The 12,684-nt window shown below is 29.7% G+C and carries 15 protein-coding genes, 1 tRNA gene and 1 rRNA gene; 15 read left to right on the top strand and 2 right to left on the bottom strand.

The features are described from left to right. Positions 1–59 precede the first annotated feature (59 nt). The 3 genes from BUB83_RS14380 to fusA all read left to right on the top strand — a co-directional run bounded on the left by BUB83_RS14380 (position 60) and on the right by fusA (position 2,598). Positions 60–134, top strand: a tRNA-Asn gene (locus BUB83_RS14380). A gap of 19 nt (positions 135–153) precedes the next feature. Continuing rightward, positions 154–270, top strand: a 5S ribosomal RNA gene (gene rrf, locus BUB83_RS14385). 249 nt (positions 271–519) lie between these two features. Continuing rightward, complete coding sequence (gene fusA / locus BUB83_RS14390; protein WP_073339158.1) at positions 520–2,598, top strand: elongation factor G; 2,079 nt, start codon at positions 520–522, stop codon at positions 2,596–2,598. A 76-nt stretch (positions 2,599–2,674) separates the two neighbouring features. On the opposite strand, the gene BUB83_RS14395 is transcribed toward fusA, so the two are convergent. Further along, entirely contained in the window at positions 2,675–3,592 is a 918-nt protein-coding gene (locus BUB83_RS14395; RefSeq protein WP_073339159.1) for a DMT family transporter, read from the bottom strand. 266 nt (positions 3,593–3,858) lie between these two features. Between BUB83_RS14395 and BUB83_RS14400 the strand changes: the two genes are divergently transcribed. From BUB83_RS14400 to hisE, 12 genes are all read left to right on the top strand, one after another. After that, positions 3,859–4,098, top strand: a complete 240-nt coding sequence (locus tag BUB83_RS14400) for a hypothetical protein (protein ID WP_073339160.1) — start codon at positions 3,859–3,861, stop codon at positions 4,096–4,098. Continuing rightward, entirely contained in the window at positions 4,058–4,276 is a 219-nt protein-coding gene (locus BUB83_RS14405; RefSeq protein ID WP_073339161.1) for a hypothetical protein, read from the top strand. The genes BUB83_RS14400 and BUB83_RS14405 overlap by 41 nt, the downstream gene beginning before the upstream one ends. Positions 4,277–4,480: 204 nt before the next feature. Further along, a complete protein-coding gene (locus BUB83_RS14410; protein ID WP_073339162.1) occupies positions 4,481–5,431 on the top strand; it encodes an ROK family protein in 951 nt (316 codons plus the stop codon). A 247-nt stretch (positions 5,432–5,678) separates the two neighbouring features. Next, positions 5,679–6,941 carry an ATP phosphoribosyltransferase regulatory subunit gene (locus tag BUB83_RS14415; protein WP_073339163.1) on the top strand — a complete coding sequence of 421 codons (1,263 nt, stop codon included), beginning with the start codon at positions 5,679–5,681 and terminating at the stop codon, positions 6,939–6,941. Between the two features lie 22 nt (positions 6,942–6,963). Further along, entirely contained in the window at positions 6,964–7,614 is a 651-nt protein-coding gene (gene hisG, locus BUB83_RS14420; protein ID WP_073339164.1) for an ATP phosphoribosyltransferase, read from the top strand. A 22-nt stretch (positions 7,615–7,636) separates the two neighbouring features. Then, the gene (gene hisD, locus BUB83_RS14425; RefSeq protein ID WP_073339165.1) at positions 7,637–8,929 is read left to right on the top strand and encodes a histidinol dehydrogenase; all 1,293 of its coding nucleotides are present in this window, start codon (positions 7,637–7,639) and stop codon (positions 8,927–8,929) included. 14 nt (positions 8,930–8,943) lie between these two features. Next, positions 8,944–9,534 (top strand): imidazoleglycerol-phosphate dehydratase HisB, encoded by a 591-nt coding sequence (gene hisB / locus BUB83_RS14430; protein ID WP_073339166.1) that lies wholly within the window; start codon positions 8,944–8,946, stop codon positions 9,532–9,534. An 18-nt stretch (positions 9,535–9,552) separates the two neighbouring features. Next, positions 9,553–10,158 (top strand): imidazole glycerol phosphate synthase subunit HisH, encoded by a 606-nt coding sequence (hisH, locus tag BUB83_RS14435; protein ID WP_073339167.1) that lies wholly within the window; start codon positions 9,553–9,555, stop codon positions 10,156–10,158. Next, complete coding sequence (hisA, locus tag BUB83_RS14440) at positions 10,155–10,871, top strand: 1-(5-phosphoribosyl)-5-[(5-phosphoribosylamino)methylideneamino]imidazole-4-carboxamide isomerase (RefSeq protein WP_073339168.1); 717 nt, start codon at positions 10,155–10,157, stop codon at positions 10,869–10,871. Before hisH ends, hisA begins: the two co-directional genes overlap by 4 nt. A gap of 14 nt (positions 10,872–10,885) precedes the next feature. After that, positions 10,886–11,656, top strand: a complete 771-nt coding sequence (gene hisF, locus BUB83_RS14445; protein ID WP_073339169.1) for an imidazole glycerol phosphate synthase subunit HisF — start codon at positions 10,886–10,888, stop codon at positions 11,654–11,656. A 23-nt stretch (positions 11,657–11,679) separates the two neighbouring features. After that, complete coding sequence (hisI, locus tag BUB83_RS14450) at positions 11,680–12,033, top strand: phosphoribosyl-AMP cyclohydrolase (protein ID WP_073339170.1); 354 nt, start codon at positions 11,680–11,682, stop codon at positions 12,031–12,033. Then, positions 12,026–12,358, top strand: coding sequence for a phosphoribosyl-ATP diphosphatase (hisE, locus tag BUB83_RS14455; RefSeq protein ID WP_073339171.1), 333 nt, complete (start codon positions 12,026–12,028; stop codon positions 12,356–12,358). Before hisI ends, hisE begins: the two co-directional genes overlap by 8 nt. 56 nt (positions 12,359–12,414) lie before the next feature. Here the strand turns inward: hisE and BUB83_RS22005 are convergent, their stop codons facing one another. Further along, complete coding sequence (locus tag BUB83_RS22005; protein ID WP_159434094.1) at positions 12,415–12,558, bottom strand: hypothetical protein; 144 nt, start codon at positions 12,556–12,558, stop codon at positions 12,415–12,417. Between the last annotated feature and the right edge of the window lie 126 nt (positions 12,559–12,684).

A 12,684-nucleotide genomic window follows, 5' to 3' on the forward strand; every position in this document is an offset into this window, starting at 1 on the left:
ATTTAATTAATTCACTATGCAATTTTGAAAGAATAACGATTCTTTCTAACCTTTAATGATCCGCGATAGCTCAATGGTGGAGCACTCGGCTGTTAACCGATAGGTTGGAGGTTCGAGTCCTCTTCGCGGAGCCATTTTAAAACTTAATAGTAATCTGGTGATTATAGCTTGAAGGCAACACCCGTTCCCATTCCGAACACGATGGTTAAGCTTCAACACGCTGATGGTACTGCATGGGTGACTGTGTGGGAGAGTAAGTCGTTGCCAGGTAAATAAAAACTCTACTTTTAACTAAGTAGAGTTTTTTAGTTTGTAATAAAATTAAATATTATAGAAATAAATTCTATATTTGTATAATTTCAATATAAATGAGTATAATAGAATTAGGTCATACAATTAATTTCTTTAAATTTCAAAATAGTTTGAAAATTTTGTTTTATTTTAAAAGGATTTTTTTGATAAACATAGAATATAAAATATATTAAGCTAAAAATTTTGCAAAATGAAGGGGGAGTTACTATGAAGGTTTATAAAACCCAAAACTTAAGGAATGTTGGTTTGATAGGTCATAGTGGTTCAGGTAAAACCACATTGACAGAAGCAATTTTATTTCACACTAAAATGATTGATAGATTTGGAAAGGTTGAAGAAGAGAATACCGTAAGTGATTATGATTCAGAAGAAAAGAAAAGAAAAATTTCAATCTCAGCTTCAGTAGCACATTGTGAATGGGAAGATGTTAAAATCAATTTCATGGATATTCCTGGATATTTCGACTTTGTAGGAGAAATGATGCAAGGGTTAAGAGCAGTTGATTTAGCTTTAATCACAGTGTCAGGAGTTTCAGGAATAAAAGTAGGGACTGAAAAGTCATGGGAATATGTAAACGAAAACAATATGCCGCGAGCGTTTTTTATAAATAAATTAGATAGAGAAAACAGTAATTTTGAAAAAGTATTGACTCAGTTAAAGGAAGCTTTTGGAATATCAGTTGTACCAATTCAATATCCTATTGGTAAAGAAAATGAATTTAAAGGTGTTGTAAATGTGATTTCAAAGAGAGCTAGAATTTTTAATCCTAAAACTGGTGAAATGGAAGATAATGATATACCAGAAGAATTGATGAGTAAAGTTGAAGAATGTAGAGTTATGATTATGGAAGCAGTTGCAGAAACAGATGAAGTTCTTTTAGATAAATATTTTGAAGAAGGAGAATTAAGTGATGAAGAAATTTATCATGGTTTAATTGCTGGAGCAGCAAAAGGTGAGGTAGCACCTGTTACTTGTGGATCGGCATTGAATGGTATTGGTATAAACACTTTATTAGAAGATATAGTTGAGTGTTTTCCTTCACCTAAAGATTCTACACCTATAAATGCAAAAGATACGATTAGCGATAAAGAAATTAAAGTAAATATTGATGAAGAAAAACCTTTTTCCGCTTTTGTTTTTAAAACAATTGCAGATCCTTTTGTAGGTAAATTATCAATGTTTAGAGTTATGACTGGTTCAGCAAAATCAGATTCTATTGTTCATAATGTAAATAAAGATAAACAAGAGAAGGTTGGGACGCTGTACTTTTTAAAAGGTAAAAACCAAATTAAAACAGACAAAATAGTTGCAGGTGATATAGGTGCAGTTGCAAAACTACAATATACTATGACTGGAGATACTTTGGCAGATGAAACTTGCAATATAGTTTATAATAATATAGTTTTTCCGAAACCTAAAATGTCAATGGCAGTAAAACCATTATCAAAAGGTGATGAAGATAAGATATCTTCAGGGCTACACAAATTGCTAGATGAAGATCCCACATTTACTATTAGTAGAGATGTAGAAAATGCAGATACCATAATTTCAGGAGTTGGAGCTACTCATTTGGATGTTTTAGCTAGCAAATTAAAAAATAAGTTTGGTGCGGAAGTTAAATTAGATTTCCCTAGAATACCTTATAGAGAAACTATAAAGAAATCTGCAGATGTTCAAGGAAAACACAAAAAGCAATCAGGCGGACATGGACAATATGGGGATGTTGTGATTACTTTTGAACCAAGAGATGATGGAGAAGAAGATTTATTATTTGTAGATAAAGTTGTAGGTGGTGTAGTACCAAGACAGTATATACCAGCTGTTGAAAAAGGATTGAGAGAGTCCATGAAAAAAGGAGTTTTAGCAGGATATCCTATTATAGGAATAAAAGCAACTTTACATGATGGATCTTATCATCCGGTAGATTCTTCTGAAATGGCATTTAAAGTGGCAGCATCATTAGCTTATAAAAAAGGAGTTAAATTAGCACAGCCAATCATTTTAGAACCAATAATGCACGTTGAGGTAATAGTTCCTGATAGTTATATGGGTGATATTATGGGTGATATCAATAAAAAAAGAGGTCGTGTACTTGGAATGGAAGCTACAAAGGGAACACAGATGATAATTGCTGAAGTACCAATGGCAGAAATGTTTAAGTATGCTACAGATTTGAAATCAATGACTGGTGCTAGAGGAAATTTTGACATGGAATTTGCACGATATGAAGAAGTACCACAAAATATTTTGGATAAAATTATTGAAGAAAGTAACGTTGAAGAGTAAAGATAGACAATTTTAATAACAAAAAGAGTAATGTTTGAATAAACATTACTCTTTTTTATTTTAAGAAAATTAATATTTAAGTAAGTTTTATTTTTTTTCTTCCGAAAAAATTTGTACCCCAGACACCAGCTAATATTAAAAAAGAACCTATTAAGTGGTAAAAATAAAAGTTTTCTTTTAATATAAGGACGCCAGCAAAAACAGATACAATTGTGGATAAATTAGCAAAAATTGCTGATTTAGAAGCTTCTATTTTAGATAAAGTAAAATTTATAAGAAAAAATGCAATTATAGAGGAGAGTATTCCTAAATATAATATTGAAGTTATAAAGTTAATATTCTTTAAAGGTTGAAAGTAAGTGTCCAATGTATTATTTATAACATGATTAAATATTGATATAACATTAAAAAATAAGGCTCCCATGAACATCATAAAATAAGTTAACTCTAAGGGAGTAAATTTATATGAAAGCTTTCTTGATAGAATGTTAAAAACACTTGCAGAAATAACAGCGCCGAAAAGAAGTATGGTTCCCCAAAATGATGAGGTTTCAGATGAAACATTATTCATTAATATAATAATAAAAACTCCGCATATAGAAATCAAAATAGAAAGACCTTGATATAAACTAGGTTTTTCTTTTAAAAAAACTGCGGCAAAAAGTGTTACTACTATAGGAATTAAGGAAATCATTAACCCAGCTTCTGAGGAAGAGGATAATTTAATTCCATAGGTTTCAAAAAGGAAATAAGTTACGGGTTGTGATAAAGCTAATAAAAATAGAAGACGAAGTGGTTTATTTCTATAATTAACTTTGATAACTTTAGTTATTATTAAAAAGGTCATTACTAAAAAAGCTGTTAAGAATCTAAAACTAATTAAGGTAATAGGGTCTACAATCTCTAATGCTAATTTTGAAAATAAAAAACTTAAACCAAAAATTAAAGATGTTGTAGCAGCCGATATATAAGGCAAATAAGCATTATTTTTCATTAGTATTCCTCCAATTAAACTATAAAACATTTTTAAAAAGTAAATTTTTATTATGAATTATGGATATGTGACTAATTTAGTTTACTATATTGATTAAATAATGTCACTATATGACCTCCAGATTTATTTATAAATTTTTATATAATAAAGATTCGCAATACAAATAATATTAAAATTTAAAGTAATAAGTAACTTCTTTTAATCAAGATGTATAATTTTTCGAAAAATACAAAAAATAATATTAAATAACTTAAGGAGAGAAGAAGATGTCAGTTTATAGACTAGATATAAAAGGGCATATAGGATTAAGCGAATATAGTACAATAAATGATTATTTTGCCATAGTAAATGATTCTGACACCTTTACTATTAACTTAAATAAAGAAAGTAAAGAAGATTTAGATATTATTTGTAATATGTTGCAAAATAGTGATTTCCATATTAAAGAGAAGGGAGGAAATTATGATGACAGAATATTCATCAAAGCATCAAAAAATAAACACTAATTCAGTAAGTGTACCTCACTATCATGAAATTGATAATACTTCAGCTACAGGATTAAATTATGAACTAAATAATCTTTCAGGATACACAGGTTATATACCTAATCTTCATTCAGTAGCTGATGGATATGATAAAAATGAAAAAATTAAAGATATTTTAAAAAGTGAAAATTTGTTTTAGTACTTGTAATCTATTAACTATTAGCAATAGTTAATAGATTTTTTGGGAAAATTACTGATTTTGTTATAAAAGATTAATTATCAATATTAAATTTTAAGGAAGTATGCTAAAATAAACATTAAGTTAATGATTAGTGTTAAATGAGAGTGCTTTTTTATTATTTCATTGATCATTTTAAAGAACATAAGGTTAGGAGTGAATTAAATGACTAAAAATTTTGTGGTGGGTATAGACTTAGGGGGAACGAAAATAAGTGGAGCTTTTACAGATTTAGAAGGTAACGTGTTGTACAAGCATACTATACCTACTAATGCATTTGAAGGAGAAAAAGCTGTACTTGATAGGATTATAACTGTTATTAAAGAAGTAATTAAAGAAAGCGGACATAGTATAGAAGATGTAAAAGCTATAGGGGTTGGTTCTCCAGGACCACTTGATCCTAAAAAGGGTGAAATATTACAAACACCAAATCTACCGTTTGAAAATTTTCAATTAATAAAACCTATACAAGAAAAATTTGATATACCAACTTTCTTAGATAACGATGCAAACGTTGCAACAATTGGGGAGCATTTGTTTGGAGCAGGTATAGGAACAAAGAACATGATTTTTGTTACTGTTAGTACTGGTGTTGGCGCAGGGGCAATAATTAATGGCAAAATATTTAGAGGAAATACTTTTAATGCATTGGAAGTTGGTCATGCATCGGTAGATAAAGATGGTCCAATGTGTAAGTGTGGAAATAGAGGATGTGTAGAAGTTTACTCATCTGGGACAGCTATTGGTAGAATAGCAAACGAAGCTATATTAGAAGGTAAAGAAACATCCTTAACTAAGTATAAAACAGTAACAGCTAAAGAAGTATTTATTGAAGCAAAATCAGGAGACAACGTAGCAAATGAAGTATTGGATTTTAGCTTAAATTATTTAGGTATTTGTATTTCTAACCTTATAGTAACATTCGACCCAGAGATGATCGTTATAGGTGGTGGAGTTTCTATGGCAGGAGAGATTGTTTTTAATAAAATAAATGAAGTAGTTAAAGAAAGATGTTTTAAGGAAATGGCAGCAGGATGTAGAATTGTTCCAGCAGGACTTGGAACTGATGCAGGGATGATAGGTGCGGCAGCTTTAGCAATTACAGAAAGTGAATAAAACATAATATTTAAGCCTAAGTTTAAGAAAAGTATTCTTTCAAACTTAGGCTTTTTATTAAAAATATAGTTATGGTAATTGCTTATAAATAGCTGTATTATTAAAGATAAATAAATTTAAGTACCAATTAATTTCGATATATAATTGTAATGAAAATAAATATTTGACAATATTGATATAAAAATGATAATATATAATAAATGTTTTATTAATTTAATGCGATAAAGCGATAAAGTGGAGGTGCCAATTGAAAAATTTAAGAAGATATATTCCAGATGGTATGAAGGATACAATATTTACAGAATGTGAAATGAAATTAAAAGTAGAAGAAAAGTTAAGAAAAGTATACCAGATGAATGGATTTTCTGAAGTTATTTCACCTACTTTAGAATTTTATGATGTATTTAATATAGAGAATCAGCCTATCGAACAACAAAAAATGTATAAATTATTTGATAATAAAGGAAGAATTTTAGTTTTAAAACCAGACGTGACTACTCCAATAGCAAGAATTGCTTCAACTAAAATAAATAATGGGGTATTGCCAATAAAATTATGTTATACCTCTAATATATTTAGAATAAATGAAGATTATGGTGGAAAAACCAGTGAAATCACTCAAAGTGGTGGTGAAATTATAGGTATCAGCGATTATAAAGCAGATGTTGAGATAATAATAACAGTTATAAAAGCCTTGATAGACTTAGGTTTGAAAAACTTTAAAATTGAATTAGGGCAAGCAAATTTTTTCAAGGCTTTAATTGAAGAACTAAACATAGATGAAGATGTCATAGAAGACATAAGAAATTATATTGAGAATAAAAATTTTTCAGCTCTTAGCGATTTTGTGAATTGTATGAAAGATAATGATCAATATGATAAAATTAAGTTAATTGAAAAATTGCCTCAATTATTTGGAGCAATAGAAATTCTAGAGCAAGCAAAAGAAATGACTACAAATAATAAAGCTTTAGAGGCTTTAAATAATATTCAAAGAGTTTATGATTTGGTAAAAGAAGCAGGTCTGGAAGAATATATAAATGTAGACTTAGGTATGGTTCACCACATAAATTATTATACTGGAATTATATTTAGGGGATATGCTGAAAATGTTGGTGAATATATTGTAAGCGGAGGAAGATACGATAATTTAATTAAACACTTTGGAAAAGATTATCCGGCTACAGGGTTTGCAATAAATGTTGATAATGTAATTTTAGCTTTAAAGAATTTAAATTACGATTATGAGACAAATTATGAAAAAATAATAATTAATTATGAAGATGGGTTATTTGGAAAAGCTATGGATTTATTAAATCAGATTCAAGAAAAAGGAATTGTGTGTCAACTTAGCTTATTCGATGAAGAAGAGAAAACTATTAAATATGCAGAAAAAATTTCTGCTAGCAAAATTATAACTTTAAAGAATGATGATAAAATTGAAATATACAATGTATTTAATAGAGAAAAGAAAATTCTACAATCAAATGATATTTTAAAGGAAATGTAAAGAAAATTGAATATAAAATGGGGTGAATTCGGTGAAAAAAATTAAGATAGCTTTAACTAAAGGTAGACTTGAAAAAAAAGCAGTTGAAATTTTGAGACAAATAGGTGCTGATGTTAGTGAACTTGAAGATAAAGGCAGAAAGCTTGTATTTAAAGGGAAAAATGAAAATTACAATTTAGAATTCTTTTTAGTAAAATCTCCGGATGTAACAACTTATGTAGAGTATGGGGCAGCTGACATAGGGATAGTAGGTAAAGATACTATGATGGAAAAAGGAAGAAGTTATTACGAAGTACTAGACTTAAACGTAGGAAAATGTACTTTTGCTTTAGCAGCTTTACCAGAATTTAAAGTTGATAAAGGGTTTAATAGAAAATTAATAGCAACGAAATATCCAAACGTAGCAAAAGAGTACTTTAGGAAACAAGGGCAGGATGTTGAAATAATTAAAATCGAAGGATCTGTTGAGTTAGCACCTATTTTAGGTCTTGCAGATGCAATTGTTGATATAGTGGAAACGGGAACAACTTTAAAGGAAAATGGGCTTGTTATAGTGGATACAATTTGTGATATAAGTGCTAGAATGATTGTAAATCGTGCTAGTATGAAGACGAAAAAAGACGAAATTTTAAAATTAATTAATGCTATAAGTGAAGTGGTAGATAAAAAATAATTATTAGAAGGAGGGTAAAACAATGATTAATATTGAAAAACTAAATATAAATACTAAAGATTTGTATTTGAAAAGTCTTAAGGAAAGATCAGAAACCGTTCAGGACAGTGTTATTTTAGCAGTTGATGAAATATTAGAGCAAGTCAAATCAATAGGCGATGAAGCTGTTATTAAATATACTAATAAATTTGATAGTGACAAAATAAATAAAGATAATATTAAAGTTAGTGAAGAAGAAATTTCTAATGCTTATGAATTAGTAGATAAAAAATTTATAAAAGCATTGAAACTTGCTAAAAGTAATATTGAATTTTTTCATGAAAAACAAAAACAAAATTCTTGGATGACTAATAAGGATAAGGGAGTAATACTTGGTCAAAAAGTTGTACCTTTAGAAAAAGTTGGTATTTATGTACCAGGGGGAACAGCATCTTATCCTTCCTCTGTATTAATGAATACTATACCAGCAAAAGTTGCGGGGGTTGAAAAAATTATAATGGTTACTCCTCCTTCTAAAGATGGAACTATAAATCCTAATATTTTAGTAGCGGCACATATATCACAAGTGGATGAAATATATAAGGTTGGTGGAGCACAAGCTGTGGCGGCTTTAGCTTATGGAACTGAAAGTATTCCAAAGGTAGATAAGATAGCAGGACCAGGAAATATATATGTGGCTATGGCTAAAAAAAGCGTTTATGGAAATGTGGATATAGATATGATAGCAGGTCCTTCAGAAATCTTAATTTTAGCTGATGAAACAGCAGATGCTAAATTTATAGCAGCGGATTTAATGTCTCAAGCTGAACATGATGTGCTTGCTTCATCAATTCTTATAACAACTTCTATGGAAATTGCCAAAAAAGTTGATGAGGAATTAGAAAGACAAATACAATACTTATCTAGAAAAGATATTATAGCTCAGTCATTAAAAGATTATGGTGCAATAATTGTGGTAGAGGATATGAAAACTGCTATTGAAATGTCAAATGAATTAGCACCAGAACATTTAGAGGTTATGGTTAAAGATCCTTTCTTATATCTTGGAAATATTAAAAATGCAGGCTCTATTTTCTTAGGAAAATATGCTCCAGAACCATTAGGGGATTATGCAGCAGGACCTAATCACGTATTACCTACTAATGGAACTGCAAAATTTTATTCACCTCTTTCAGTAGATGATTATATAAAGAAATCAAGTTATATTTATTATACTGATGAAGCTCTAAAGGAAATAAAAGACGATATAGTTGTTTTGGCAGAAACAGAGGGTCTTACAGCTCATGCAAATTCTATAAAAGTTAGATATGAGTAAAGGGTGTGAATTTGATGGATAATAGAAATGCTAGTGTAAAAAGAAAAACAAGTGAAACAGATATAGTGGTTTCTATAGATTTAGATGGAAATGGAACTTCAAATATCGATACAGGAATAGGATTCTTTGATCACATGCTAATACTTATGACAAAACATGGTCTTATAAACTTGGATATTAAAGCGGTTGGAGATCTTTATATTGATTGTCACCATACCATAGAAGATGTGGGAATAGCCTTAGGAAGTTGCATAAAAGAAGCTTTAGGGGATAAAGCTTCAATAAAAAGATATGGAACCTCCTATGTTCCAATGGATGAAACCTTAGCATTGGTATCATTAGATATAAGCGGAAGGCCTTTCTTGGTATTTGATGCTGAGTTTAGTAGTGATCAAGTAGGAACAATGGATACTCAAATGGTAGAAGAATTCTTAAGAGCAGTGGCTTTTAATGCAGGGATAACTTTACATGTAAAAATTCTTCACGGGAAAAATGATCACCATAAAATAGAAGCTATATTTAAAGCATTAGGAAGAGCATTAAGAGAAGCTTTTGAAAAAGATAGTAGGATTAAAGGGGTTATGTCTACAAAAGGCTCTTTATAAATAAAGGGGGACTAATAAATGATTGCAATAATTGATTATGGAATGGGTAATTTGATGAGTGTGCAAAATGCACTTGATTTTTTGAAAATAGAATCTGTAATTACTAATGATGAAGATGTGATATTAAATAGTGATGGAATTATCCTTCCTGGTGTAGGAGCATTTCCAGATGCTATAGAACATATTAAATCTATTGGGATGGATAAAGTTTTAAGAAAAGCTGTAGATGAAGGGAAACCACTATTAGGAATTTGTTTAGGTATGCAGTTATTATTTGAAAAAGGATATGAAGTAAAAGAATGTGATGGACTAGGATTTTTAAAGGGTAAAATAGTTAAATTAGATATTGATTATAAAGTTCCTCATATGGGGTGGAATAGTCTTAACTATGATAAAAAATCTCCTATACTTAAAGATGTAAAAGAAGGTTCTTTTGTTTATTTTGTTCATTCATATTATGCTGAAATAGAAGAAGAAGGCATATTAAATGCTTATGCGGATTATGAAGTTAAAGTGCCTGGTATTGTTAGTAAAGGAAATGTATTTGGGCTTCAATTTCATCCAGAAAAAAGTGGCGATATAGGATTACAAATGTTAAAGAATTTTGGGGAGATGATTAAATGATTATATTACCAGCTATAGATTTAAAGGATGGTATATGTGTTAGATTATATCAAGGAAATTTTGATAAAACAGAAGTAGTAGCAGAAAGTGCAGTAGAAGTAGCAACATCCTTTAAAGAACAGGGTGCAGAATATCTTCATATGGTTGATTTAGACGGAGCACTTGAAGGAAGTTTAAAAAACATTGATGTAGTTTCCCAAGTAATTAAAGAAGTAGATATTCCTATCGAGTTAGGTGGGGGTATTAGAGATATGGGTAAAATAGATTTATTAATTGAAAAAGGTATAAGCAGAGTGATTTTGGGCACAGCGGCATTAAAAAATCCAGAGCTTGTGGAAGAAGCCGTAAATAAATACGGTGAAAAAATTGCAGTAGGTATTGATGCAAAGGATGGATTTGTAGCTATAGAAGGTTGGATGGATGTAAGTAAGGTAGATTATATAGATTTTGCAAAACAAATGGAGAAAATAGGAGTTAAGACAATTATTTTTACTGATATTAGTAAGGATGGAACGTTACAAGGACCAAATTTAGAACAACTTCAAGCGTTGAAACAAAATGTATCTTGTAATATTATTGCTTCAGGTGGAATTAGAGATATAGGGCATATTAAAGATGTAAAAGATATGGATTTATATGGGGTAATTGCTGGAAAATCAATTTATAGTGGAACTTTAGATTTAGAGGAAGCTGTTGAATTGAGTAAAATTTAGTTAGGGGGAGAATTATGTTAACTAAAAGAATAATTCCTTGTTTAGATGTAGATATGGGAAGAGTAGTTAAAGGAGTAAATTTTGTTGATTTACAGGATGTAGGGGATCCAGTTAAAATTGCAGAATTTTATAATGCAGAAGGTGCGGATGAATTAGTTTTTTTAGATATAACTGCAACCCATGAAGGAAGAAGTACCATGATTGACGTGGTTAAAAGAACAGCAGAAAAAGTGTTTATTCCTTTAACAGTAGGGGGAGGAATAAGAACTGTAGAAGATTTTAAAGAAATTCTAAGAGCAGGAGCTGACAAGATTTCTGTGAATTCAGCGGCTATAAGAAATCCAGAATTAATATCACAAGCAGCAGATAGATTTGGAAGCCAATGCGTTGTTGTAGCTATTGATGGGAGAAAAAGAGAAGATAATACCGGCTGGAATGTAGTTATAAATGGTGGAAGAATAGATACTGGATTAGATGCTTTAGAATGGGCAAAAAAAGTGGAAGATTTAGGAGCCGGAGAAATTTTACTTACTAGTATGGATGCTGATGGTACTAAACAAGGATTTGATATTGAATTAACAGATGCTGTTACTAAAACTGTTAATATCCCTGTAATTGCATCAGGTGGATGTGGAAAACTAGAAGATTTTTGTGAGGTTTTTGAAGAAACAGGTGCTGATGCGGCATTAGCTGCCTCTTTATTTCACTTTAGAGAATTAAGTATTGATCAGGTTAAGGAATATTTAAGTAAAAATAACATTGATGTAAGACTTAAAAATAGTTAATAGAAAATTTATGGAGTGGTTTTATGAATAATGAAGAACTTATAAAAACTGTTGATTTTAAAAAAGGTGGAGGCTTAGTGCCTACCATTATACAAGATTTTAATAGTAAAGAAGTATTGATGATGGCATATATGAATGAAGAATCTTTAAAAAAGACTCTTCAAGATGGAACAACATGGTTTTGGAGTAGATCTAGGAATGAATTTTGGAACAAAGGGGCTACTTCAGGAAATGTTCAAATAGTAAAGAATATTTCCGTAGATTGTGATGGAGATACTTTGCTTGTTGAAGTTGTTCCTAAAGGACCAGCTTGTCACACAGGAAATATAACTTGTTTTTATAGAAAAATAAATTTTGAGGAGAATTCAAATGAATAATGAAGGTGTACTTTTTGATTTATATGATGTAATTCTTGACAGAAAAATAAACCCTATAGAGGGATCTTATACTAATTACTTATTTGAAAAAGGATTAGATAAAATCCTCAAAAAATTTGGGGAAGAGAGTATTGAAGTGATTATTGCTGCAAAAGACTCTAATCCAGAAGAAGTGACTAGTGAAATCTGTGATCTAATGTATCATCTTTTGGTTCTAATGGCTGAAAATAATGTTACCATGGAAATGGTATTTAGCGAACTATCAGAAAGAAGAAAGAAATTGGGTAATAAGAAAGCAGAAAGAAAGGAAATTGAAAAACTATAAAAAATTTCTCAATATTAACAAATATGGAGCCTTCCTTTGATGAGGGGGATTTTCATTTACCCTATAGTTGATAAACATTCTTCTATTACAGATTTAGGAATTTCATGTTTGTTGATTTTTTTCGTTTTACTATCAGTAGTTTTTTGAGTAGAAACGGATTTATCACAGTCAGATTTTGTTTTATTTTTAAGTACTTTCATTTTAACACCTCCTTTTAACAATTAAGATACAAACTTTAAAAATAAGTTTAAAGAAATTATATCATTATTGTAATAAAATTACAATAACTAAATTGTTAAGAAAAGATTAAGTAGAAAGAATTTTTA

The sequence above is a fragment of the Clostridium grantii DSM 8605 genome (assembly GCF_900129965.1).
GTDB classification, from domain to species: Bacteria; Bacillota; Clostridia; order Clostridiales; family Clostridiaceae; genus Clostridium_AF; species Clostridium_AF grantii.